Genomic DNA, 21,899 nt, shown 5'->3' on the forward strand with positions numbered 1-21,899 from the left:
GCCGCGGGTCGGGGGCCGTGCGGCGGAAGCACGGGGAATTGCGGCATAATCCGGCGTCGGTCCAGGTCGGCGTCGACCCAGCCGCAGATCCGACCATGCGAGGAACACCATGAAGCCATCACTCCCGATGCCGAACCGGCTGGCCAACGGCGCCCTGGGGGCGCTTCCCGTGGTGGTGTGCCTTGCGTTCTCGACGCAGGCGAACACCCGTGTGGCGTGGCTCGCGACCGGTCCGGCCATGATCGGCTTCGCTGTCCTCGCGGTGCGGGGGTATCGGCTCGGCGTGACGCATGAGCACTCGCGGCTGGTGATCCGCGGCTACCTGCGTACACGCGTGATCGACCGCGCGCACATCACGCAGATCACGGACTTCCCCGCCGTGCGATGGACCGCCGACAACGGACGCCGGCGATGGACCCCGCTCACGGCGTTGATGACGAGCCCGGGCGAGATGGCGACGACCCGTCTCCGCAAGGATCGTGCCCTGAGCAAGCTGCGGGCGTGGGCCCGCCGTGAGGACGTGCACGGCACCAAGCGCCCGCGGAAGGCAGCACGTCCGAGCGCCGAGGCGGTACTCACCCGCGCCAGATGAGGAACTCGTGCGTGATCGCGACCAGGGCGCGTGCGGCAGCACTGGGCGTGCGCTCGGACGGAGCGGCCAGGGAGAACGGCCAGTCCAGGTCGGCGTCGTCGATGGTGAGCGTGGCGACGTCCTCCGCCTTGGCGAGGGCGGGCCGTGGCAGTAGCGCCACGCCCAGGCCGTTGCGGACGTAGGCCACGCCGGTGGGGGCGTCGGTGATCTCGAGGGCGACGCGACGGGTCACGGAGGCGGCGGCGAAGGCCAGATCGGCGACGGTCCGGATGCCGTAGCTCGCGGGGAAGTCGACGAAGTCCAGGCCGTCCAGTTCGGTGATCGACACGGTGCGGCGTTGCGCGAGCGGATGGCCGGCCGGCACGACGAGGTCGAGCACCGAGGTGAGGAGGTCGGTCAGCCTGATGCCCGGCGGGTGCGGTCCTGGCAGGGAGACGAAGGCGAGGTCCAGCCGCCGTTCGAGGAGGGCGTCGATCAGGCCCTGGGAGCCGGAGGCGGCGGCGCTGGTCTGCAGGAGCACACCGGGGTGACGCCGGTGGAATTCACCGAGCAGCGCGGGGAAGTCGACGAGCCCCACCGTGGTCATCGTGCCCAGCCGCAGGGTGCCGCGCAGTCCGCCCCGCACCTCGGCCACCGCGTCCACGGCTTCCCGGGCGGCGTTGAGCGCGGCATGGGCGCGCGGGAGCAGGGCGGCACCGGCATCCGTGAGCAGCACGCGCTTGGAGGTGCGTTCCAGCAGCGGCGTGCCGAGTTCGCGCTCGAGGTTCTTGATCGTGCTGGAGACCGCGGACTGGACGACGTGCAGCCGCGCGGCGGCACGGGTGAAGTTCGCTTCCTCGGCGACGGTGACGAAGTGCTCGAGTTGGCGCAGTTCCACGGTCCCAATATCCCATACAGAGCCCCGACTATCTCTCCGCGAGATGGCTACGGTCTCAGACTTTCGTTGGACGGCGGCCGTCGCGTCCGGGGACTCTATTCGGAGAAGGAATGCTCGAAGCAGGATCCGGTTCATCACAGGAGGCTTGGAGATGACTTACAAGACGCCACCGACATATCTCGGAAGCGGCGACCCGGTTCGGCAGCGCAAGGACTACTACCCTCCTTGGCTGGACAATCTCGCCGATGATGTGACGCTGGAGGCCGGAGTCTTCACGGGGACCGTCCACGGGGCCGAGGACGTTCGCGCGATCCTTTCCTACGCGCGCACCCTGTACGAATTCCAGGACTTCATCTATATCGGCCCGTACGGAGAGAACGGCTTCGTCGAGGACTACGCGGCCACGGTGGACGGAAGGCCGATCGCCAATATCGCCGTCGTCTACAAGAACGACGAGGGGAAGACGCAGCACCTGGTGATGAACCACCGTCCGCTGCACATGCTCCAGTACTTCTCCCGGAAGCTGGGCGAGCACTTCGCCGGGACGGAATACGCGAAGTACTGTGCCGACCCGTCGGTGGACGCCGACCCGTCGGACGCCGGCCGCGACTGAACGGCGGAGGAACCATGTCAGGCAATCCTGTCATCGTGGATGCTTGCTGGCGGGCATATTCCGGATTCGAGGAGAACGATTCCTCGGACCTGGTGGCCCTGATGTCGCCCGAGGTGCTTTTCCACTTCCCCACCTCACTGCCGTACGGCGGGACATTCCGTGGGCCCGAAGGCTTTCGCGCCTTTTACCGGGACATCTACGACCACTACTACGAAACCTTCAGCTACGACGCGCACACGGTGCTCGACGCCGGGTCGCACGTGATCGTTCCCGTCAGGGCGCGAGCGAAGGCGAAGACCGGCCGCACCATGGAGAACGAGCACTGTCTGCTGTTCACCGTGCAGGACGGCCTGATCACCGAGGCGCGGCTGTACGCCGACACCGCCAAGGGGCGCGACTCGATCGACGGCCTGCGGGTGTACCCGTCTGCGGCCTCCTGAGAAACCAGCGCCTTTCCGGGGCCTGCCCGATTCATCGGGCAGGCCCCGGCTGCGTCGTGGGGTCGCCAGGTCCCGAGGTCGCGAATCGTCGCCGGGCTCGGACGGAACCGACACGTCACGGCACGGACGTACTGCGGCATCACCCGGCGTGGCAGGGGCAGATGACGTGCGCCCAGGTGGGCGACGAGGAACCGGGCACGCCCTGTCCGTGCGTACCCGCGCCCTTCGCTCCAGCCGCCGGTGTGGACGCCCACGTGCGTGGGCGTCCACACCGACGGCATGCGCCGTACGCGTCCTACCCGTCGTGCTCGTCGTGGCTGTCCGCGAAGACGAAGAGCGGCTTCGCGCCACGCGCGGGCGTTTCGGCGAGCGTGATGGCCTCGGAGAAGTCGTCGAGGGGGAACGGCCGGCCTTCCGGGATGCTCAGCACGCTGGCGGCGACGAGATCGCGGACCTCGGACAGCGCGCGCAGCGCGTCCTGCGGTGAGGCACTGCCGAACCAGCGGTTCAGCCAGAAGCCGCGGACCACCTTGGTCTCGTAGATGACCGAGCGGGCCGAGAGCGGGATCGTCAGCGCTGCGGGGTCGGTCTGCCGATGGGTGGAGAGCGCGCCGTAGACCACGAGCTCTCCTCCGGGAGCCAGCGACTGGGACACCTGGGCGCCCACGTGGCCCGCGACGCAGTCGACGGCCTTGCGCACACCGTCCCGTCCCGCGATCTCGGCCACACGCCGCAACAGGTCCTCGTCCTCCGTGCAGATGACCTCGTCGCCGCCCAGCGCCTTGATCTCGTCAACGGCATCACGCCGCCGCACGACGTTGATCGTGCGGATCCCCAGATGCTTGGCCAACTGGATGACGAGCCTGCCGACGGTGGAGCCCGCGGCCGTCTGCAACAGCCACTCGCCCGGCTGTACGTCGAGTACACGCGTCACCAGGAGCAGCGCGGTCAGCGGGTTGACGGCGAGTTGGCAGGCCTCGGAATCGCTGAGATCGTCGGGAACCGGCAACAGCCTCCGCGTATCGGCGACCAGGTATTCCTGCCACGTGCCGGCCACGGGGGGACCGGGTACCGGCGGGATCGCCATGGTCACCACGCGCTCACCGATCTTCAGCCCCTCGGTTTCCGGGCCCAGGGCCTCGACGCGGCCCACGCATTCCATGTTCCCCCCGACGGCGGGAAATTCGGGGGTGAAACCGTAGCGGCCGCGCAGCACATGCAGATCGCTGGCGTGAATCGGGGTCGCCGTCACACGGATCAAGGCCTGACCGGCTTCGGGCACGGGAACGGGCCGGGATTCCAGCCGCAGGACATCGTTCGGCTCGCCGACCTTCCCGGCGACGAGCGCGCGCATGGATTCTGGCGTGGGCATGGAGATCTCCCTTTCAGTCGAGGTTGGTATCGTCCGGCGGAGCGGCGAAGTGCTCGCCCAGCAGGCGAGAAAAGCAGGACCGACGGCAGTGGACGGTGGTTCATCACGAGATGCTGCGTCCGCCCCGCCGGGTTCTTGTGGACAACAGCGATATTCGCGATCGGCTCACCGCACACTGTCGACGTGCAGTCCTCGACGAAGCCGTTCTCTTCGTATTCGCCGAGGTGGATGAAGTCCTGGTACGCGTACAGAGTGCGCGCATAAGCAGGGCAGGGTTTCCGCTGCCCCTATACATCGGTGTCGTGTTGTCGGTCATCTTCCAACCGTTCCAGGAGGAACCCGCTCCTGCGCGCGGTCCCAACGGGCCCGGGGACATAACCGTAACACGTTCACTTATGTCGTTCCTTGACCCAGCAATGACTTTGGGGCTTTGTCGCCGCCAGGGACCGAGAGGGAATTTCCGCGGAACAGAGGACGGCCATGTCAACGGGCGTCGTGGGCGCGTTTGCCGCGCGTCGGGGGGGCTTCCCACCGCGCGAGTCAGGGGAGGCTGTAGGTGACCACGGCGCGGGCGGGGATGCGGAGGTCGTCGTTGACCGTGGGAGAACGCTCGACCATGACGGTCACGCGGGTTCCGGTGTCGCTCGGGGAGGCGTAGATCCACACGGGACCCCGCAGGGCAGAGCCGCACAGTCCGTCCGGGAGCGGGATCTCGTCGTCGGCCACGGCTTTGGTGCCGTACCGCTCGTCGAACAGGGGCTTGCCCTCCGGGAGGATGCCCGCACGGGAGAGGTAGTCCGGTATCTGGCTGCTCACGAAGGTGACCTCAGCACTGCCGTTCCGGGTGAGGTAGTGAACGTCGGACGCGCCGACGGGTATGGACGCACCTCCGGCTTGGATCACGCCGGGCAACCGCACATCGCTCCCCTGGCATGCCCGAACATCCCCGAAGGGGTGGAAGAGTTCGTCCTGAAGCAGCCACACGATCCCCCCGGCCGACACCGCCAGGACGACGACCACCACCCCCAGGCATGCCAGCACGCGCGACCGCCCGCCCCGTCCGTCCGGCACACCGCTCACGTTCCCCGACGACGGCGTCCCTGCTGACTCCTCGCCCACCCGGTCCCCGCGCCCGGGCTCCGAACCGGCATTCCAGAAATCACTCATGACGCCCCCTCGGCCTGCTTCGCATACGAGCACGCGGGAGCATAGGGCAGTGGGGGGGGCCGGGACGTCCCCGGCCCGTGCCACTTTCGCGCTGGAACGTTCCGGTACTCATGGGAAACCAAGCGCTGCAGCGGTGAGTTCGGCGGGCCTCTGCGCCTGGTAGGGCATCCGCAGGTCACGCGTGTGATCGCTCGACGCGCTCGGGCTTTCGCCCCGGCCGCCTTGAGGGGCCACGCCTTGGCACCAGCCGAGGGCTGAGCGGGCAGGCCGGCTGCACAGGAATATGCGTAGCGCGTTGTCAGGCGTGTCGGGATACTGCGTCGGTGACCGGACATGCGCTGCCTCACCTGCTACGACCTCGTGCTCTGAGGCCCGGGGATCTCGTCGTGATCGCATCCCTGTCCGGGCCGCTCCATGCAGATCACGAGCCCGACCTCGAACAGGCGGTGGCCGTGCTCGAGCGGATGGGATTCCGCGTGCGCCGGGCGCCGCTTCTCGAAGCGGGGCGGCAGCGTTGGTGGAGCGCGGCCGCGCCGGCGGAGATCGCCCGTGAATTCAATGCTCTTCTGCGTGATCCCGAGGTGCGGGCCATCATCGCGCATGACGGCGGCCAGACGGCACTCGGCTACCTCGACCTGATCGACGTCGAGGCGATCACTGCCGACCCCAAGCCGATCCTCGGCTACAGCGACATCTCGCTGCTGCATCTGGTGCTCTACGCGCGCACGGGTCTGGTCGGATTCCACGCCGACTTGGCCACCCCTGGACTCGGCGGCCACTGGCAGGGCGCGCCCGCAGCACTCAGAGCGGAACTGGAAAAGCTCTACTCGACGCTGCTGACCTGTACGGAGCCGATCGGTGCGCTGCCGGCCACCCCGTCGTGGGAGTGCTGGCGTGCCGGTCGCGCCCAAGGCCGGCTGATCGGCGGGGTGATCAATCGCATCGTGCTGGCGCAGGCGACGCGTTTCGCGGTGCCGCTCGGATGGTTCGACGGCGCGGTGCTGTTCTGGGAGGAGATGGGCGGCCAGGCATCGCATGTGTGGAGCTATCTGCAGGTACTACGGCACTGCGGCATCCTCGATCGGATCTCCGGCATGGTCGTGGGCGTCCCGTACGCAATCGACGGGCTCGGCTCGCTCGACGCGTCCCCGACCCTGGCCGACATAGTCCTCGACGTCCTCGGCGACCGTGACATCCCGGTCCTGGGCAACGTCGAGTTCGGACATGCCGGCCCGAATCTGCCGATGCCGGTCGGCATCCGCGTCGCCCTCGATGCGCAGCAGCGGAGTTTGTCGCTGCTCGAACCGGCGGTACGCCCGCTCATGGTGAGCGGACCGGGCGGCTGAGCTACGAGGAACAGTGCCGCCGACGGCCTCTGCGGCAGCCCATGGGCTCAAGGCACTGCCCGGATACGCTCGCGGTCATCCCGCGAGCGGGGGCACTCGGTAGCCGCGGTACAGAGTGACGGCCCCTCGGGAGAGAGTTATGGGCGGAGCCTTCGAACCGGAACGATTGGACACGGCGACCCGGGCCATGCTGGAGCATGCCGGCTGGTGGCCCGAGCGTCGTGTCGACGTGGCCGGGGAAGCGCGGGAGTTCGCCGCCTGGGGTCTGTCGATGCATCCGTTGGCCTGCTCGATCCTGGAGGCGCTCCACGGGTTCACCGTGGAACCGGTGGGCCACGACGGGGCCAATTTCTACGTCGACCTGCTCGACTTCAACCCCGTCCGGGCGGCCTATCGGGAGGTGCTCACGGAGTTGGGTGACCGCTTCGGCCCCTTGGACTTCTTCCCCGTCGCGCTGATGTACGTCGACGGGATCTACGTGTCAGCATCCGGCACCACGGTCTGCCAGACCCAGTGGGAGCACTGGCTGATTGCGGAGTCCTTCGAGGTGGCTCTGGACCGGCTGATCTGTCTGACAGGAGAGGTACAGCGCTTCACCCGGCCGTAAGAGAACACCGTGCCGTATCCATGCCGGCACGGTCGGTCATCCACGGTCCTCCGCGGGTCGACATCGCACGCCGCACCGATGATCGAGCGCCCGCACGGGGTCGTCTCCCGGGAGACGGTCATGTTGTGCCAGGGGTGGCTGCAACCGTGGACCCGGCATCGTGCCCTGCGTCTGACGTCCGCGACGGCCAGCAGGGCAATCAGCAGACGGAAGGCCTTCATTCACTCGTGCTGCGAGGTCAGCCCCGGCGATCCTCCCCCCACCTGGTCCTCGATCCGTCCTCGAACGGGCATGACCGCAGGAGTGTGAGCCAGCCGGAGACCGGAACGCCGGATGCTCTCCAAGGCCTCCTCGGCGGTGGGATGGGCCTGGAAGCAGTACCCTCCCAGCAGGCACAGCGTCCCCGTCTGCTCGTCCTCGGGAAGGGACGCGAACCAAGCGACCCCCTCGTCCACCGGGCGCAGGTCCTGGGCGAGTTCGTTCGGGTACTCCCCGGTGTCCGCTCTGAGTCGCAAGGCATTCCCTGTCTCATCAGATCCAGGAGTCGAGCCACATCCGGGCGTGCCAGGCCGAGTACGGGATCGTCTGCCCCGTGTAGATCGGGAAGAAGTAGATGAAGTTCCCCACGACGAGCAGGCCCAGCGTGCCCGCGGCGACCGTGCCCCAGACTCGGCGGCGTTCGTCCCCGCCCGGGGGGCCGATGAGGGCGCCCAGGGCCATGGCGAGGGCCAGGCACACGTAGGGGACGAAGGCAACGGCGTAGAAGCTGAAGATGGTGCGGTCCTGGTAGTTGAACCAGGGCAGGTAGCCGGCCGCCACCGCGCACAGTACGGCGCCGGCGCGCCAGTCGCGGCGCAGGGCCCAGCGGAAGAGGAGGTAGGCCAGGGCGAAGCAGGCCGCCCACCACAGTGCGGGGGTGCCGAGGGAGAGGATGGCCCGGGAGCAGCCCTCGGCGGCGCTGCAGCCGTCCTCGCCGAGTTTCGGTGACTGGTAGTAGAACGAGGTGGGGCGGCCGAGGACGAGCCAGCTCCAGGGGTTGGACTGGTACGGGTGCGGGGTGTGCAGGCCCACGTTGAACTGGTAGACCGCGTGCTCGTAGTGCCACAGGCTGCGCAGCGGGGCCGGGATCCATGACCAGGTGCCGCCGCGGCCGTCCGCCCAGTGGCGTCCGTAGCCGTCGTCGGTCATGAACCAGCCGGTCCAGGTCACCAGGTACGTGACCACGGCGACCGGCAGCAGGGACAGGACGGAGGGGACGAAGTCCTTGCGCAGCACGGCGACGTAGGGGCGCCGGGACCCGGCCAGGCGGCGGGCTCCGAGGTCCCAGAGCAACGTCATGATCATGAAGAAGGCCAGGAAGTACAGGCCGTTCCACTTGACGGCGGAGGCGAGGCCGAGGAAGACGCCTGCCGCGAGCCGCCAGGGCCGTACGCCCAGGCCGGTACGGTCCCCTGTCGCGGCGTCAGGGCCTGCGGAGCCGTCCGCGCCCACCGGGAGGGCGGCGGCCAGCCGGGCCCGCGCGCGGTCGCGGTCGATCAGCAGGGACCCGAAGGCCGCCAGGACGAAGAACATGACGAACACGTCGAGCAGGGCGACGCGGCTCATCACGAAGTGCAGGCCGTCCACCGCCATGAGCCCGCCCGCGAGGCAGCCGAGGGCCGTTGAGCGGAACAGGCGCCGGCCTATTCGGCACAGCATCAGCACCGACACCGTGCCGACCAGGGCCGACATGAAGCGCCAGCCGAACGGGTCGAGGCCGAAGCCCCATTCGCCGAGCGCGATCATCCACTTGCCCATCGGCGGGTGCGCGACGAACGTCCCGGGGTCCGTGAGCGGGAGGTTCGCGGAGTGGCCGAGGATGTCGGGGTCGGCGATCTTGCGGTCGGGCCAGGTGCCCTCGTACCCCAGCCGGAGCATCGACCAGGAGTCCTTGGCGTAGAACGTCTCGTCGAAGACCACGTCGTGCGGTTGCCCGAGCTTCCAGAAGCGGAGCAGCCCGGCGAACACGGCGACGAGCAGCGGCCCGAGCCAGCCGGCCCGGGCCGTGCCGAACGGCGGCACCAGCCGCTCCCGGAGATCCGTCCAGGGGCGTGCCTCGTAGCCGAACGGCCTCAGTCCCCGCAGCCAGGCAGCCCCCCACCCGCTTCCGGGGGGACCCTGTCCGGCACGGGTCTGTGTCGCTGTGTGCGTCGTCACTCGGCCATCGTAGGGATCAGGACCGGCACGGACGCCGCCGCCCCCGGGCACCGGGGGCGTGACGGGTCACCAGACCTGGGCGAAACAGCCGATCATCGTCGCCACGGCGACGAGGCCCACGAGCACGGCGGCGAAGGTACGGGGCATGGTCATGGGGACTCCTTCGATGGCGGGGGCTCCGGGCCGGCGCGGCATCCTCGGACGAGGGCGCCATGTCGTCTCCCCGGGCTCCGCCGCTTCACGGTGGATCTCGGTTCCGGGGTGGCTCACAAGCCGCACGTAACCAGTTGGACTGGTGACGATGCTGCGTCACACCCGGCTTCCCTGTCAAGCGGTCGATGCGGGAGAATGCCGGTCGGCGCGCAGTGCTTGCCCGGAGAAGCATCACCTGTCAGAATGGTGACATGCTACACCGCTTCCCGTGTGGGACTCCGGTACTCGACTTCGTCGGCACACTGCGGGCCCGCCGCAACCCCGAACCCCGCGAGATGCTGACGACGCCCGAGAGTCTCGACGCCTGGTTCAGCGAGTCCGGGATGGTGCACGCCGAGACGCGGTGCGACCAGGCCGACCTGGACGCCGCGACGGACCTGCGCGAGGCGGTGTACACCCTCGTCCGCGCGGGCCTGCTGGGCCAGGACCGCGACGCCGCCGCGGTCGCCCTCGTCAACGACACCGCGCGTACGCCCTCCGCGGTCCCCCAGCTCACGGGCGAGGGACGGCGGGTGGAGGCGACCCCGCGCCAGGCCCTCTCCTCGCTGGCCCGCCAGGTGATCGACATCCTCAGCGGTCCGGAGGGGTCCCTGCTCAAGGAGTGCGGCCGGCCCGAGTGCACCCAGGTCTACATCGACCGTTCCCGCGGGTCGCGGCGCGAGTGGTGCGCCATGGAGACCTGCGGCAACAGGGTGAAGGCCGCCGCCTACCGGGCCCGTAAGAAGGCGTCCGGCGACCCGGTCGGGGTCGGCGTCGAACGCTAGACGACGGGCCTAGGCCGACAGCAGTCCGCTGATGCAGGCGTCCCAGTCGATGCAGCCCGACTCGGCGCCGAGGGGGACGAGAGCGATGGCGGCCGCCAGGAACGCGGCCAGCGCTCCCGTCCCCACCCGCAGCACGGCCGTGCCCGACTCCCCGCCCAGTCCGATCAGGGTGTACCCGTCGGACCCGGGGCGTACGTGGACGTCGCCGCACCCCGAGGGCACGCGCAGGCCCGCCAGCAGCAGTTCGCGGGAGACCACCCACACCGCGTCCCCCGTGCCGGACACCCTGCCGAAGCGCATGTGCACCGCGTAGGGCTCGGCGGCGCCGTACCGGCACTCGACGGACAGCTGCAGCGTCGGCCCGGGGCCCGCCCTCAGGCGCATGGGCAGCCGTTCGACGATCGATTCCGTTGCTTCCATGGGATGCCCCGTCTCCCGTGCCGGCACCGGCCGACGTCCACCACGACGATGGAGTGCGTCTGCCCCCGCTGCCCGTCCACCGCGATGGAGGAACGGAGGGGATCGTGGGGAGGAACGGCGTGTGCCGCCCGGAACGAGGGGTAGGCGCCCCACTCCCCCGGAACGGAGGAGATCGGCGGATGCGGAGGAGGCGGTCATGACCGACGACCCGATGGCGGACGACGTCTACCAGCCCACCGGCGGCAACGAGGAGCAGCAGGACGCGGCGCCCCTCGACCTCGAGGACGCGCTCGACGAACGCGAATACGACGACATCCTGGACGAGGGCTACTCCCCGCCCGAGCGGCCGCTGGGCCTGGACAAGGTGGGGGTCACCGCCGCCGAGCAGCGCGCGGGGGAGAGCCTCGACGAGCGTCTCGCCGAGGAGGTCCCCGACGACACGGCCTTCCCCGGGGACGATATCGGCGACCTGGCCGGGGGTGACGGCGAACCGATCGACCCGCAGGCCGGGGCCGGGCGGGCGGGGCGCCTCGTCGCGCCGGACACGGGCACGGACGAGGACCCGGATTCCGACCTCTTCGCCGAGGACGTCGGCATCGACGGGGGTGCGGCGGGCGCCGAGGAGGCGGCCGTGCACATCGTCCCGGACGACGACCCCTGGGAATGACCGGGGTGAGCGGGTGAGCGGCCGGACTCACGCCGGACGGCGGCCCGCGTCGGACGTGGTGCCGCCGTCCGGCATGTCGGCCCGGCCGCCGGGCCCCAGCAGACCGGTCGCCCGGAACGGCGTCCGCTCGGCCAGCCGGGGCAGTTCCCGGCGGGAGAACCGCAGGACGACGGACGGCAGCAGCGCGCGCACCGGCTGGGCGGCCCGCAGCCACGGCGGCGCGTAGACCGCGGGGCCGCGGCGCTCGACGGCGTCGGTCAGACGCGCGGCCACCGACTCGACCGAGTACACCTTCCGCGCCGGTGGCGGCATGTGGGCCCGCAGTTCGCGCAGCACCGGGTGCTCGTCGGCGTCGCGGATCATGTCCGTGTCCGTCCAGTTCAGGTAGGCGATGCCGACGGCCACTCCCTCGTGGGCGACTTCGGAACGCAGTGACTGGGCGAAGGACTCCACGCCCGCCTTGGAGGCGCAGTACGCGCTCATCATGGGCGCGGCGCCGATGGCGGCGAGGGAGGCGACCTGGAGGAAGTAGCCCCGGGTGCGCAGCAGCGAGGGCAGGAAGACGCGGGCCGTGGTCGCGCTGCCGATGAGGTTGACCTCGATGACGCGGCGCCAGACGGCGGGGTCGGACTCCACGAAGGGACCGCCCTCGGCGATGCCCGCGTTGGCGATCACGATCGCCGGGTCCCCCATCCGCTCGGCCACTTCGGCGGCGACGCGGCTCATGGTGGCGTCGTCGGTGACGTCGGCCTCCCAGCACAGCGCCTGGGTGGGCAGCGACGTGGCGACGGCGGCGAGGGCGTGCTGCTCGCGGCCCAGCAGGGCGACCCGGGCGCCGCGCCGGGACAGTTCCCTCGCCATGCCGGCCCCGAGGCCGCGGGCGGCGCCGGTCACGACGGCGACTCGGTCGTGCAGGACGGACTGCTTCACCGGTACTCCCCCGTCCTCGCCCCGGCGTGCCGCCCGGCCGGATCACCTCGCCCGCGCCGTGCGGCCCGCCTGGGCGTCGTCGGTCGGTCCCCACCCACGATCCGCCTGCGGGTCGCGCCGCGCATCACGGGCCCGCCGCGGGCCTTGTGCGGCGGCGAAAGCGGGGTAGACGGGAGGAACGGACCGTCGAAGGGAGATGCGCGGTGGCCGACACATCGATGAAAGCCGTGGGCTGGGCGCGGTCCTTCCCCGTGTCCGGCGGGGTACGGGCGGGCCGGCGCTGGACCCGCGAGCACCTGGACACCCTGGAGTGGACCGAGGACGCCCCGGGCACGGTCGACGACATCCTGCTCACGGTGTCGGAGCTGATCACCAACGCCCATGTGCACGCCCGCAGCGACGCCGAGCTCGTGCTCACCTGGGACAGCCGGTGCCTGCACGTCAGCGTCCACGACTCGGGCGGCGAGATGCCCACCCCGCGCCAGGCCGACGCGACAGCGACCGGCGGCCGCGGGCTGGCCCTGGTGGACGCGGTGGCCGACCACTGGCACACCCACTCGCGGCCGGACGGCAAGACCATCACCGCCTGCTTCACCCCGCCCGTCAGGCCGGAGGGTCCTGACTCCTGAGACGGTCGACCGGCTCCTCGGCGCGGTCGGCCCAGCGGCGTACGAGCGGCGCCAGGTAGTCCACCGCGCGGTCGCCGAGGGCGGCCACGTCGGCCGGGGACCCGACGAACCCGATCCGGTCGAACTCCGGCTCCAGGCCGCGCGCGGTCTCGGACGCCACCAGGGCCGCGAAGCGTTCGCGCAGCAGGGCCTCGGGCCGCGGCGGGGCGAGGAACAGCACGCCCACCGTGCCGTTGGCGGCGCGGGTGACGACCCAGAGCGTCAGGTCGCCGGGCGGGACGACGGTGCCGGTCTCCTCGGCCAGTTCGCGGGCGGCGTGCCGGCGCAGCGCGGCCAGGTCCAGCGTCTCGTGGTCCTCGGGGGGTTCGGCGGATCCGCCGGGCAGCTGCCGGCGGCTGAGGGTGGCGGTCCACGGCGCCATCCGGCCGATCAGCAGGCGGCCGTCCTCGTCGGGCTGCATCACGGCGACGAACAGCGAGGGAAGCCATCCGGTCGCCCCCGGGAACCGGCGCAGGACGTGCCGCCGGTACGTCGTCCTCGCCCAGGACAGGACGAGGGAGTCCGGGCCGTCGCGGTCCAGCCCGACGCATCCCGCCACCGGCCCGTCGAAGAGCGCCGGTGCCGCCGCGACGGCCGCGTCCCAGGCCCGGTCCATGGCCGACCGCAGGCCCGGCGGCAGCGCGGGGGCGTCGACCTCGACCAGGCGGATGCGGCGGGCCTCCACGAGCACCACGCCGCGCGCGGGCCGCGGCACCGGCCCGGTCACGGGGCGGCCGAGGGCGGCCGGACCGGGACCGGCCCGGCGAAGTCGGTGAACGTCATGACGCTCTGGTAGCGGCTGCTGTCGGGGTAGACGAGGTCCTCCTCGAAGCGGGTGACCCGTCCTTCGGCGTCCACCCAGGCCGTGCACGTCACGCCCTTCGTTCCCGGGACGTCCTCGCGTGGCGCGAGTGTCGCGTAGGTGTGGGGGTCGACGTCCGCGAACGCCCCGGCGGCGATCCAGCCCGTGAGCCGGTACAGCGGCCGGCCGCCGGCGTCCTCGCGGAGCTGCCGGCGGGCGTTGGCGGGCTGGCGGGCCAGCAACTGGGCGACGGCGTGGACCTGCATGATCTGGTTTCCCGGCGGAGCCTTCTCGAGCGGGTCGTGCCACCAGCCCCGTACGGTCCGTCCGCGGTCGTCGACCTCGCGCACCCAGGCACCGGTGGGCAGCAGCACCTCCTGGGCCTCCTTGTACCGGTCGGGCTCCACGGAGGAGATGGAGAACGCGCCGGTCGTGCGGGCGCCGAGGTTCAGGGTTCCCTCGACCCGCTGGGCCGGCGCGGACGGCGCGCCGGGCACCTTCTCCGTGCGGACGCGGGCCGAGTAGGGATGCGCGGCGCGCCGGGCCAGGGCCTGTCCCACGGCCGAGTCCGGCAGCGGCGCCACCGTGCGCGGCGGGCGCGGGTCCGCGCTGTCCGGCGGACCGTCGCAGCCCGCCAGGACGAGCAGGGCGGCCAGGGCCGCGGGGCCGGTGAGGCGCAAGGCCGGCGGTGTCATGCGCGCAGTATGGCGCGCGCGGATGTGCGGTAGGTGAGCCGCGGGCAACGGTTCCGATCCGGTGGCCGGTGGGGGCGTGCCGCTCAGGCCGGTCCCTTGCGGGCGGCCTCCTCGTCGCCCCGCCGGTGCGGGACACCGGCGCGGGCCGCGGTCCTCGCCCCGGTCGCGTGCGCCGCGGGGACGCGCCGTTCCCGGGAGGCCGTGGTGGGCGCTCCCAACTGCTGTTCGGCGGAGCGGGCGTCGGCGCAGCGGCGGCGGACCGCCACCAGCGCCACGTCGTCGTGGAGTTCCCCGTCCGTGTAGTCGGTGAGGTCGGCCAGCAGGCGCTCGATGACGCGGTCCGGGCCGCCGTTCTTGGACAGGGAGGCGAACCGGTCCAGGGCGGGGTAGAAGACGCCCGCGGAGTCACGGGCCTCCAGGAGGCCGTCGGTGTGCAGGAGCAGGATGTCGCCGACCTCGAAGCGGAAGGTGTCGACGCGGTAGTCCTCGCCGGGGTTCGCGACGCCCAGCGGGGGCGCCGGGTGGGTCAGGTCGAGCACGTCCACCTCGTGGCCGCGCGCGAGCATCGGATGCGGGTGGCCGCAGCTGATGACGCGGACCACGGGGACGTTGTCGGGGATCTCGGCCACGAGCACGGTGACGAAGCGCTCGCCCGCATGGGCGTCCCGTTCGCCGGCCTGCCCGAAATGGCGGGCCATGCTCGCTTCGAGCGCCATGGCGACCCCCTTGAGGAACGTGTCGCGGTGCGCTGCCTCGCGGAAGGCGCCCAGGACCGTGGAGGCGTCGTCGACCGCCGCCAGGCCCTTGCCCCGTACGTCGCCGATCAGCAGGCGCACGGCGCCCTCGACCCGCTCCGCCGCGTAGAGGTCGCCGCCGATGCGCGCGTGCGCGGCGGCCGAGCGGTAGGCGGTGGCCATGTCCACGCACCCGACGCGGCACGGCAGCGGCCGCAGCAGTGCGCTCTGCGCGGTCTCCGCGACCGAGCGGACGGCCCTGAGCGTCTGCCGGTCGGTGTGCCGCATACGCCAGAAGGCCAGCACGAGTCCGCACACCACCAGCACGTCCAGCACGTGGATGGGCAGGATCGGCGAGTGGCCGAGCCCGTCGTGGAGGTCCACCGCGACGGAGCCGGCACACGCCAGGACGGTCATGTGGATGGTGGCGAGCGCGCTGTAGAGCGTCGCGGTGAGGGCGGGCACCGCCACGAGCAGCGAGGCCAGGTGGATGTCCATCGGGATGAGCAGGCTGAGCACGGTGATGACGAGCAGCACGGCCGCGGCGAGGACGAGGGGCGCCTGCCGTCGCAGGAGCGGCCCGAGGATCTTGTACACCGGTTGCCGGGGCGCGGCAGGCTCGACCCAGCCCGCCGCGGTTCGTGACTGACCCGAACTCGTCATAGGTACCTCCGACCGCGCTGTCGAGGCGCTGTTCCTTTGGTCAGCACGGTGGAATGTCAGAAATATTTCCCTTTGCGGGTTTATTTGGCATCCGGCGACGAAGTCGTCCCGGTGCCGCGTGCGCCGTCCTCCGCCCGGCCCCGTCCGGCGGGCCGTCCGCGGACCCGCTGCCTAGCCTCGCGGTGTGATCGCTCCCTGGGACCGCAGACGTTTCCTGGAAGGGGTGTCGGCGGTGGGTGCGACGGCCGTCGCCGGGGGCTGTTCCGCCTCGGGGCCCCCGCCGCGGGTGCGCGCGAGGACCGGCCTGGACGTACGCGCCGAGAACGCGCGACCCGGTCACCGCGACTGGGAGCTGCGGACCCGCGGTGACGACCGTGCGATCGAGGGGTTCGCCGACCGGGTCAGCGTCCTGCCCGGCGAGGAGTTCCGGCTGCTGGTGTCCACCACGGGCCGGACCTACCGCGCCGAGGCGTTCCGCATGGGCTGGTACGGGGGCGCGCACGCCCGCCGGGTCTGGGCGTCCGGCGACCTGCCGGGGCGGGAGCAGCCGGTCCCCGGACCGCAGGGGGCCACCCGCACGGTGTCGGCGGCACGGTGGGACCCGGGGGTCCGGGTCCCCACCCGGGGCTGGCCCGAGGGCGCCTACCTGGTCCGGCTCACCGCCGGGGGCTCCGGGGCGCAGCGCTACGTCCCCGTCACCGTGCGGTCGCGGACGGCGGCCGGGCGCGTGGTCCTGGTCAACGCGGTCGCGACCTGGCAGGCGTACAACACCTGGGGCGGCCGCAGCCTCTACCACGGCCCCGGCGGCGAGGCGGACTACGCGGGCCGCTCGCTGGCCGTCAGCTGCGACCGCCCCTACGACCGCGACGGCGCGCCGCTGTTCCTGACGTACGAGCAGCCCGCTGTCGCGCTCGCCGAGAGCCTCGGGCTGCCGCTCGCCTACGCCACCGGCATGGACCTGGACCGCGATCCGGAACTGCTCGCGGGGGCACGCGCGGTGGTGTCCCTCGGCCACGACGAGTACTGGACGCCCGCCATGCGCGGCCGGGTCACGGCGGCCCGCGACAGCGGGACCAACGTGGCGTTCCTCGGCGCCAACGCCTGCTTCCGGCGCATCCGCCTGGAACCCACCGCCCACGGCGAACGGCGCCTGGTCGTCTGCTATAAGAGCGACTGGCCGCGCGACCCCCTCAACGGCAAGGACGACGCCGCCGTCACCACGGACTGGCGCGAGCCCCCGCACCCCCGTCCGGAGAACTCCCTCACCGGCACGCTCTACGAGTCCAACGGCACCAGCGCCGCGTACGCCGTCGCCGAACCGGGCCACTGGCTGCTGGAGGGGACCGGCGCCACGGGCGCCACCCGCTTCCCGCACCTCGTCGGCACGGAGTACGACCGCGTCACCGGCGCACCGCCCACCCCGCGTCCGATCGAGATCATCGCCCACTCGCCCCTGGTCTGCCGGGGCGTGCGCAGCTTCCAGGACACCGCCTACTACACGACCGCGGGCGGGGCTGGCGTGTTCAACGCCGGCACGATGCGCTGGGTCGGCTCCCTGAAGGGGGACGGCGACCACGGCATGCCCCCGGCGGCCGCGGTCTTCACCCGGCGCGTCACCACGAACCTGCTGCGCGCCTTCGCCGAGGGCCCCGCCGGACGCCGCCACCCGGCCCGGGACAACCTCGACCGGTTCCGTCCGTACCCGGGCGACGCCGTGGCGGAGCGGCACGACCTGTGGTGAGCGCGGAGCCCACCGCCGGCCCGGCGACGGGGGCCCGGGCCGAAGGGCGTCCGGACCGTTGCTAGACGGCGTTCACCTCGTGCAGGCCGGACCGCTGGGCGCGGCGCCTGAGGGCCTGGGCGTGGCGGGTCCGCTCGTCGGGGGTGACCGGTACGAGTTCCGCCACCGGGCGGGGCCTGCCGTCCGCGTCGGTGGCGACGAACACCAGGCGTGCGACGACGATGTCGACGGCGGGGCCCGGGGTGTCCCAGCGTTCCGCGGTGACGCGGACGCCGACGTCCATGGAACTGCGGCCCGCGTACTCGACGCGGGCGTGGACGGTCAGCAGGTCCCCCGCGTGGGCGGGGTGGAGGAAGGTCATGCCGTCGACGGAGACGGTGACGGCGGGTCCGGCGGCGTGACGGGCCGCGGCCGCCGCGGCCGCGTCGTCGACGACCTTCATGACGACCCCGCCGTGGACGGTCCCGTAGAGATTGGTGTCGTGCTCGCTCATGATGTGCGCGAGCGTGACCTCCGAGTCGGACGGGGTCCTGGCGGGCTTCCGCACGGCGCTCATCCCCGCACCCGGCGGGCCTCGGCGCCGGGGCGCGCGGGGGTGGTGCCGGCTGCCCGGCGCGGCCGGGCGGCCGGAATCGTGCCGATGGGGGTCTGTGCCATGGAGCTGTCCTTCGCGCGTTCGCACGGACCCCGGGGCACGGGATGCACGACAGGCACACGAGGGCCGCCGCCGACCCGCCCACGAGGTCCCGGTGATGCCGTGACCCACCACGGGGCACGGGCAGTGGCAGGTCTTCGGACTCGCGGGCGCACCGGACGGCCGAACCGTCCGCCACCTACTGGCTGTCGCTTCCCGGACGCGTGCGCGTCCAGTGCTCATGACAGCGGTCGTTCCCGCTCACCGCTGCGGGGCAGTCCCGGATTCCCACCGGGTTCCCTCTTGCGACGCGCCCCGCCCGGCGGACGGGGGGCGAACCAGCTGCCCGGTCAGCCTACGTGATGCGCCGGACGGGGCGGCCACCGCCGCCGACCGGCCGCCGGGCCGGTACCGTACCGACTGGACGGTACCCCGCCTGATGGTCCACGACCCGACCGAGGAGCCCCGCATGCCGCGTGCGAAAGCCAACGGGATGGAGATCGAGTACGACACCTTCGGCAGCCCCGGGCATCCCGCCCTGCTGCTCGTCATGGGTCTGGGCGCGCAGATGACCACATGGCGGCCGGAGTTCTGCACCGCCCTGGCGGAGCAGGGCTTCTTCGTCGTCCGCTTCGACAACCGCGACAGCGGACTGTCGACCGGCCTCGACGGGCACGGCGTACCCGACATCGGCACGGTCCTGCGCGGCGACACCTCCGGCGTGCCCTATCTGCTCGCCGACATGGCACAGGACGCCGCCGACCTGCTCGGCGCCCTCGACATCCCGGCCGCCCACGTCGTCGGGGCCTCCATGGGCGGCATGATCGCCCAGCAGTTGGTGATCGACCACCCGGAGCGCGTGCTGTCGCTGTGCTCGATCATGTCCACCACGGGGGAGCGCTCCGTGGGCCGCGCCTCCGAGCGGGCCCGTGCCGTCATGCCCGGACCCGACGCCGCGTCCCTGGACCGCGACGGGGTCATCGCGGCCGGCGTCCGGCGCTCCGCGGTGATCGGCTCGCCGGGCTACCCCGTCGCGGAGGACACGCTCCGCGAGCGCGTCACCGCCGCCCTCGACCGCGCGCACCGCCCGGACGGCTACACCCGCCAGTACGCCGCCATCCTCGCCTCCCCCGACCGCACCGCCGGGCTCCGCTCGGTCACCGTCCCGACCCTGGTCGTGCACGGCGAGGACGACTGCCTGGTGGACCGCAGCGGGGGCGAGGCGACGGCCACCGCCGTCCCCGGCAGCGAACTCCTGCTCTTCCCCGGCATGGGCCACGACCTGCCCGAGGCGCTGTGGCCGTCGATCATCACCGCCATCGCGCGCAACGCCTCCCGGGCGGGGTGAGGCGCGGCCGCCCCGGGGTTCCGGCAAGGGGGTCCGGCAGTACCCCTTTGCCACCGGGGCGGGCGGGAGGCGCGGCGTAGCGTGGAGCCATGGACGACCAAGCGGACGCCCGCGGGGGCGAACTCGGCGAGTTCCTGCGTTCCCGCCGGGCGAAGATCTCCCCCGAACGGGCGGGCCTGACACCGGCACCCACCTCGCGTCGGGTGCCGGGACTGCGCCGCGAGGAAGTCGCCCAGCTGGCGGGGGTCAGCGTCGACTACTACGTACGCCTGGAGCGCGGCCGTGCCGTCAACGTCTCCGAGGGCGTGCTCGACGCGATCGCCCGCGCACTGCAGCTGACCGGCGACGAGCGCGGTCACCTGTTCCGGATCGCCAAGCCGGTGCGGAGCCGTCCGCGTCCCGTGCCGGCGCAGCGGGTGCGCCCGGGGCTGTACCGGATCCTCGACACGCTGACGGAGGTCCCCGCCCTGGTCGTGGGGCGCCGCACCGACGTCCTGGCCACCAACCGGCTGGCCCGCGCCCTCTACACCGACTTCGACGCGCTGCCGCAGCGCGAGCGCAACATGGCGCGGTTCATCTTCCTGCACGACGAGGCACGGACGCTGTACGACGACTGGGAGGGCGTCGCCCGCACCACTGTGGCCGCCCTCCACCTCTACGCGGGTGAGCACCCGCACGACGCCCGCCTCACCGAACTCGTCGGCGAACTCTCCCTGCGGGACCGAAACTTCCGCACATGGTGGGCTGCGCACGACGTGGAGCGCCGCACCTTCGGCAGGAAGCTGTTCCATCACCCGGTGGTGGGCGACCTCACCCTCGACTACGAGGCCCTGGCGGTCACCGGGGACGCCGATCAGGTCCTCGGCATCTACACCGCCGAGCCCGGTTCGTCCTCCGAGCAGGCCCTCGCGCTCCTCGCCTCCTGGAGCGGCGACCCGGCCCCGCGGCCCCGGTTCACCGGTTCCTGACCGCACGCGCGCCGCACCCGCGGGCGCTCACCCGTCTCGTAGGGTCGGCACAGCGGACCGGCAGGGGCGGGAGGCAGGGGCACGATGCCGCAGCACCACGACGACGAGAGCGCCGACGAGGTGGCGGCCCGCTACGGGCTGGAGCCGCTGCCGTTCGAGGGCGGGCGGTTCCGCCGCACTTGGGCGGGGCCGCGGGACGGAACCGGGCGCCCGGCGGGCTCCGCGATCCTGTTCCTGCTCAGCCCCGACGAGGACGGCTTCTCCGCACCGCACCGGCTGCCCGCCGACGAGGTGTGGCACTTCTACCGGGGCGACCCGGCGGAACTCCTGCTGCTCGCGCCGGACGGCAGCTCGCACACCGTGCTGCTCGGCGACGACGCCGACCGCCGGGTGCAGTGGACGGTGCCGGCGGGGACGTGGATGGCGGCCCGGGTCGCACCCGGCGGACGCTGGTCGCTGTGCGGGACGACCATGGCACCCGGTTTCCTCCCCGCGGACTTCGAGGGCGGCGACCCCGACGCGCTGGCCGCCCGCTATCCGGCGCACGCCGCGCTGATCCGGGCTCTGAGCCGTCCGGTGGGCGCCGCCGGGACCTCGGTATCCGACAGCACGCACAGCACGCACAGGGAGCGGGAATGACGGGCAGCCCGGGCTTCGGCCTCACCGGACAGGTCGCCCTCGTCACCGGGGCCAGTGGCGGCATCGGGACGGGCGTCGCCCGGAGCCTCGCGGACGCGGGCGCGTCAGTCGTGCTGCACGCCCACCGCCGGGGCGACGCCGTCACGGACCTGGCCACCGGAATCGCTTCGGCGGGCGGCAGCGCCCACGCCCTGAGCGCGGACCTGACCCGGCCGGACGGGACGCGCGAACTCGTCGCGGCCGCGGCCGCCTGGGGCGGGCGGCTGGACGCGGTCGTCCACTGCGCGGGCGTGCAGCCGGTGCGGGAACTCGCCGGGATGGAGGACGCCGCCTGGCGCGAGGTGATCGACGCGAATCTCCACGCGGCGTTCGGGGTGGTGCAGGCCGCTGCCGCGCACATGTCCCGGCAGGGCGGCGGTTCGATCACCGCCATCGCCTCCGTCGAGGGCAGCCGCCCCGCCCACGGGCACGCCCACTACAGCGCCGCCAAGGCCGCGCTGATCATGTTCGCCCGGGCGGCCGCAGGCGAGTACGGCCCCGCGGGCGTCCGCGTCAACACCGTCTCCCCCGGTCTCGTCGACCGCCCGGGCCTGGCTGCGGACTGGCCCGACGGGGTGCGCCGCTGGACCGCGGCCGCGCCCCTGCAGCGCCTCGGCACTCCCGCGGACGTCGGCGCCGCCTGCGTCTTCCTCGCCTCCCCCGCCGCCTCCTGGATCAGCGGCCACGACCTCGTGGTCGACGGCGGGATCGGGACGCGTCCCGGCTGGTGACGGGCCGCCCCGTACCCACCGGTCCGGGGCGGC

The 21,899-nt window shown here is 72.4% G+C and carries 24 protein-coding genes, 1 pseudogene and 1 riboswitch; of the genes and pseudogenes, 13 read left to right on the top strand and 12 right to left on the bottom strand.

Features of this window, described 5'->3' with window-relative positions; all coding sequences use genetic code 11:
- The first annotated feature begins 109 nt into the window (after positions 1-109).
- Positions 110-592, top strand: coding sequence for a hypothetical protein (locus ACFYXS_RS27250; RefSeq protein WP_389252737.1), 483 nt, complete (start codon positions 110-112; stop codon positions 590-592).
- Here the strand turns inward: ACFYXS_RS27250 and ACFYXS_RS27255 are convergent.
- Complete coding sequence (locus tag ACFYXS_RS27255) at positions 576-1,469, bottom strand: LysR family transcriptional regulator (protein WP_389252739.1); 894 nt, start codon at positions 1,467-1,469, stop codon at positions 576-578. The genes ACFYXS_RS27250 and ACFYXS_RS27255 overlap by 17 nt on opposite strands.
- Positions 1,470-1,620: 151 nt before the next feature.
- Here ACFYXS_RS27255 and ACFYXS_RS27260 point away from each other — a divergent pair, with 151 nt between their 5' ends.
- The gene (locus ACFYXS_RS27260; protein WP_389252741.1) at positions 1,621-2,082 is read left to right on the top strand and encodes a hypothetical protein; all 462 of its coding nucleotides are present in this window, start codon (positions 1,621-1,623) and stop codon (positions 2,080-2,082) included.
- A 14-nt stretch (positions 2,083-2,096) separates the two neighbouring features.
- Positions 2,097-2,522 (top strand): nuclear transport factor 2 family protein, encoded by a 426-nt coding sequence (locus tag ACFYXS_RS27265; RefSeq protein WP_389252743.1) that lies wholly within the window; start codon positions 2,097-2,099, stop codon positions 2,520-2,522.
- Between the two features lie 295 nt (positions 2,523-2,817).
- Here the strand turns inward: ACFYXS_RS27265 and ACFYXS_RS27270 are convergent, their stop codons facing one another.
- Together ACFYXS_RS27270 and ACFYXS_RS27275 are read right to left on the bottom strand one after the other, a co-directional pair.
- A complete protein-coding gene (locus ACFYXS_RS27270; RefSeq protein WP_389252746.1) occupies positions 2,818-3,894 on the bottom strand; it encodes a zinc-dependent alcohol dehydrogenase family protein in 1,077 nt (358 codons plus the stop codon).
- A 540-nt stretch (positions 3,895-4,434) separates the two neighbouring features.
- Complete coding sequence (locus ACFYXS_RS27275) at positions 4,435-4,710, bottom strand: hypothetical protein (RefSeq protein ID WP_389252748.1); 276 nt, start codon at positions 4,708-4,710, stop codon at positions 4,435-4,437.
- 674 nt (positions 4,711-5,384) lie between these two features.
- Here ACFYXS_RS27275 and ACFYXS_RS27280 point away from each other — a divergent pair.
- On the top strand, positions 5,385-6,407 hold the full coding sequence (locus ACFYXS_RS27280; protein ID WP_389252750.1) for an LD-carboxypeptidase: 1,023 nt from the start codon (positions 5,385-5,387) through the stop codon (positions 6,405-6,407).
- A 139-nt stretch (positions 6,408-6,546) separates the two neighbouring features.
- Entirely contained in the window at positions 6,547-7,014 is a 468-nt protein-coding gene (locus ACFYXS_RS27285; RefSeq protein WP_389252752.1) for an SUKH-3 domain-containing protein, read from the top strand.
- 134 nt (positions 7,015-7,148) lie between these two features.
- Here ACFYXS_RS27285 and ACFYXS_RS27290 read toward each other — a convergent pair.
- The 3 genes and pseudogenes from ACFYXS_RS27290 to ACFYXS_RS27300 all read right to left on the bottom strand — a co-directional run.
- Positions 7,149-7,529: pseudogene (locus tag ACFYXS_RS27290) on the bottom strand (DUF5958 family protein); the annotation flags it as partial.
- A gap of 16 nt (positions 7,530-7,545) precedes the next feature.
- Complete coding sequence (locus ACFYXS_RS27295; RefSeq protein ID WP_389252754.1) at positions 7,546-9,210, bottom strand: dolichyl-phosphate-mannose--protein mannosyltransferase; 1,665 nt, start codon at positions 9,208-9,210, stop codon at positions 7,546-7,548.
- 66 nt (positions 9,211-9,276) lie between these two features.
- The gene (locus tag ACFYXS_RS27300) at positions 9,277-9,405 is read right to left on the bottom strand and encodes a hypothetical protein (protein ID WP_389252756.1); all 129 of its coding nucleotides are present in this window, start codon (positions 9,403-9,405) and stop codon (positions 9,277-9,279) included.
- 209 nt (positions 9,406-9,614) lie between these two features.
- Between ACFYXS_RS27300 and ACFYXS_RS27305 the strand changes: the two genes are divergently transcribed.
- The gene (locus ACFYXS_RS27305; RefSeq protein WP_389252758.1) at positions 9,615-10,187 is read left to right on the top strand and encodes a CGNR zinc finger domain-containing protein; all 573 of its coding nucleotides are present in this window, start codon (positions 9,615-9,617) and stop codon (positions 10,185-10,187) included.
- Between the two features lie 9 nt (positions 10,188-10,196).
- Here the strand turns inward: ACFYXS_RS27305 and ACFYXS_RS27310 are convergent, their stop codons facing one another.
- On the bottom strand, positions 10,197-10,607 hold the full coding sequence (locus ACFYXS_RS27310) for an SsgA family sporulation/cell division regulator (protein WP_389252760.1): 411 nt from the start codon (positions 10,605-10,607) through the stop codon (positions 10,197-10,199).
- A 196-nt stretch (positions 10,608-10,803) separates the two neighbouring features.
- Here ACFYXS_RS27310 and ACFYXS_RS27315 point away from each other — a divergent pair, with 196 nt between their 5' ends.
- Complete coding sequence (locus ACFYXS_RS27315) at positions 10,804-11,274, top strand: DUF5709 domain-containing protein (protein WP_389252762.1); 471 nt, start codon at positions 10,804-10,806, stop codon at positions 11,272-11,274.
- A gap of 27 nt (positions 11,275-11,301) precedes the next feature.
- Here ACFYXS_RS27315 and ACFYXS_RS27320 read toward each other — a convergent pair whose 3' ends face one another.
- The gene (locus tag ACFYXS_RS27320; RefSeq protein WP_389252764.1) at positions 11,302-12,204 is read right to left on the bottom strand and encodes an SDR family oxidoreductase; all 903 of its coding nucleotides are present in this window, start codon (positions 12,202-12,204) and stop codon (positions 11,302-11,304) included.
- A 203-nt stretch (positions 12,205-12,407) separates the two neighbouring features.
- Here ACFYXS_RS27320 and ACFYXS_RS27325 point away from each other — a divergent pair, with 203 nt between their 5' ends.
- Entirely contained in the window at positions 12,408-12,833 is a 426-nt protein-coding gene (locus ACFYXS_RS27325; protein ID WP_389252766.1) for an ATP-binding protein, read from the top strand.
- Here the strand turns inward: ACFYXS_RS27325 and ACFYXS_RS27330 are convergent.
- The 3 genes from ACFYXS_RS27330 to ACFYXS_RS27340 all read right to left on the bottom strand — a co-directional run bounded on the left by ACFYXS_RS27330 (position 12,808) and on the right by ACFYXS_RS27340 (position 15,766).
- On the bottom strand, positions 12,808-13,599 hold the full coding sequence (locus ACFYXS_RS27330) for an NUDIX hydrolase (RefSeq protein WP_389252768.1): 792 nt from the start codon (positions 13,597-13,599) through the stop codon (positions 12,808-12,810). The two genes, ACFYXS_RS27325 and ACFYXS_RS27330, sit on opposite strands and share 26 nt — an antisense overlap.
- Positions 13,596-14,369 carry a hypothetical protein gene (locus ACFYXS_RS27335; protein WP_389252770.1) on the bottom strand — a complete coding sequence of 258 codons (774 nt, stop codon included), beginning with the start codon at positions 14,367-14,369 and terminating at the stop codon, positions 13,596-13,598. The genes ACFYXS_RS27330 and ACFYXS_RS27335 overlap by 4 nt, the downstream gene beginning before the upstream one ends.
- A gap of 83 nt (positions 14,370-14,452) precedes the next feature.
- The gene (locus tag ACFYXS_RS27340) at positions 14,453-15,766 is read right to left on the bottom strand and encodes a PP2C family protein-serine/threonine phosphatase (protein ID WP_389252772.1); all 1,314 of its coding nucleotides are present in this window, start codon (positions 15,764-15,766) and stop codon (positions 14,453-14,455) included.
- Between the two features lie 184 nt (positions 15,767-15,950).
- Here ACFYXS_RS27340 and ACFYXS_RS27345 point away from each other — a divergent pair, with 184 nt between their 5' ends.
- On the top strand, positions 15,951-17,507 hold the full coding sequence (locus ACFYXS_RS27345; RefSeq protein WP_389252774.1) for a N,N-dimethylformamidase beta subunit family domain-containing protein: 1,557 nt from the start codon (positions 15,951-15,953) through the stop codon (positions 17,505-17,507).
- A 61-nt stretch (positions 17,508-17,568) separates the two neighbouring features.
- Here the strand turns inward: ACFYXS_RS27345 and ACFYXS_RS27350 are convergent, their stop codons facing one another.
- Positions 17,569-18,063: an acyl-CoA thioesterase gene (locus ACFYXS_RS27350; protein ID WP_389252776.1), complete on the bottom strand. Its 495-nt coding sequence runs from the start codon at positions 18,061-18,063 to the stop codon at positions 17,569-17,571.
- Positions 18,064-18,293: 230 nt separating this feature from the next.
- A riboswitch (cobalamin riboswitch) is annotated at positions 18,294-18,446 on the bottom strand.
- 164 nt (positions 18,447-18,610) lie between these two features.
- Here ACFYXS_RS27350 and ACFYXS_RS27355 point away from each other — a divergent pair.
- The 4 genes from ACFYXS_RS27355 (at position 18,611) to ACFYXS_RS27370 (ending at position 21,866) form a co-directional block, all read left to right on the top strand.
- A complete protein-coding gene (locus ACFYXS_RS27355; protein WP_389252778.1) occupies positions 18,611-19,489 on the top strand; it encodes an alpha/beta fold hydrolase in 879 nt (292 codons plus the stop codon).
- Positions 19,490-19,578: 89 nt separating this feature from the next.
- A complete protein-coding gene (locus ACFYXS_RS27360; RefSeq protein ID WP_389252780.1) occupies positions 19,579-20,457 on the top strand; it encodes a helix-turn-helix transcriptional regulator in 879 nt (292 codons plus the stop codon).
- A gap of 84 nt (positions 20,458-20,541) precedes the next feature.
- Positions 20,542-21,096, top strand: a complete 555-nt coding sequence (locus tag ACFYXS_RS27365) for a cupin domain-containing protein (protein ID WP_389252782.1) — start codon at positions 20,542-20,544, stop codon at positions 21,094-21,096.
- A complete protein-coding gene (locus ACFYXS_RS27370; protein ID WP_389252784.1) occupies positions 21,093-21,866 on the top strand; it encodes an SDR family NAD(P)-dependent oxidoreductase in 774 nt (257 codons plus the stop codon). The genes ACFYXS_RS27365 and ACFYXS_RS27370 overlap by 4 nt, the downstream gene beginning before the upstream one ends.
- Positions 21,867-21,899: the final 33 nt, after the last annotated feature.

Origin of the sequence: Streptomyces sp. NPDC002574, from assembly GCF_042889545.1 — a bacterium.
Classification (GTDB): Bacteria; Actinomycetota; Actinomycetes; order Streptomycetales; family Streptomycetaceae; genus Actinacidiphila.

Excerpts from the sequence above, each read along its gene's own strand:
- ACFYXS_RS27350 (WP_389252776.1), bottom strand. The coding sequence starts at position 18,063 with ATGAGCGCCGTGCGGAAGCCCGCCAGGACCCCGTCCGACTCGGAGGTC.
- ACFYXS_RS27265 (WP_389252743.1), top strand. The coding sequence starts at position 2,097 with ATGTCAGGCAATCCTGTCATCGTGGATGCTTGCTGGCGGGCATATTCC.
- ACFYXS_RS27355 (WP_389252778.1), top strand. The coding sequence starts at position 18,611 with ATGCCGCGTGCGAAAGCCAACGGGATGGAGATCGAGTACGACACCTTC.
- ACFYXS_RS27360 (WP_389252780.1), top strand. The coding sequence starts at position 19,579 with ATGGACGACCAAGCGGACGCCCGCGGGGGCGAACTCGGCGAGTTCCTG.
- ACFYXS_RS27250 (WP_389252737.1), top strand. The coding sequence starts at position 110 with ATGAAGCCATCACTCCCGATGCCGAACCGGCTGGCCAACGGCGCCCTG.
- ACFYXS_RS27305 (WP_389252758.1), top strand. The coding sequence starts at position 9,615 with ATGCTACACCGCTTCCCGTGTGGGACTCCGGTACTCGACTTCGTCGGC.
- ACFYXS_RS27270 (WP_389252746.1), bottom strand. The coding sequence starts at position 3,894 with ATGCCCACGCCAGAATCCATGCGCGCGCTCGTCGCCGGGAAGGTCGGC.
- ACFYXS_RS27365 (WP_389252782.1), top strand. The coding sequence starts at position 20,542 with ATGCCGCAGCACCACGACGACGAGAGCGCCGACGAGGTGGCGGCCCGC.
- ACFYXS_RS27285 (WP_389252752.1), top strand. The coding sequence starts at position 6,547 with ATGGGCGGAGCCTTCGAACCGGAACGATTGGACACGGCGACCCGGGCC.
- ACFYXS_RS27340 (WP_389252772.1), bottom strand. The coding sequence starts at position 15,766 with ATGACGAGTTCGGGTCAGTCACGAACCGCGGCGGGCTGGGTCGAGCCT.
- ACFYXS_RS27315 (WP_389252762.1), top strand. The coding sequence starts at position 10,804 with ATGACCGACGACCCGATGGCGGACGACGTCTACCAGCCCACCGGCGGC.
- ACFYXS_RS27260 (WP_389252741.1), top strand. The coding sequence starts at position 1,621 with ATGACTTACAAGACGCCACCGACATATCTCGGAAGCGGCGACCCGGTT.
- ACFYXS_RS27370 (WP_389252784.1), top strand. The coding sequence starts at position 21,093 with ATGACGGGCAGCCCGGGCTTCGGCCTCACCGGACAGGTCGCCCTCGTC.
- ACFYXS_RS27310 (WP_389252760.1), bottom strand. The coding sequence starts at position 10,607 with ATGGAAGCAACGGAATCGATCGTCGAACGGCTGCCCATGCGCCTGAGG.
- ACFYXS_RS27335 (WP_389252770.1), bottom strand. The coding sequence starts at position 14,369 with ATGACACCGCCGGCCTTGCGCCTCACCGGCCCCGCGGCCCTGGCCGCC.
- ACFYXS_RS27300 (WP_389252756.1), bottom strand. The coding sequence starts at position 9,405 with ATGCCGCGCCGGCCCGGAGCCCCCGCCATCGAAGGAGTCCCCATGACC.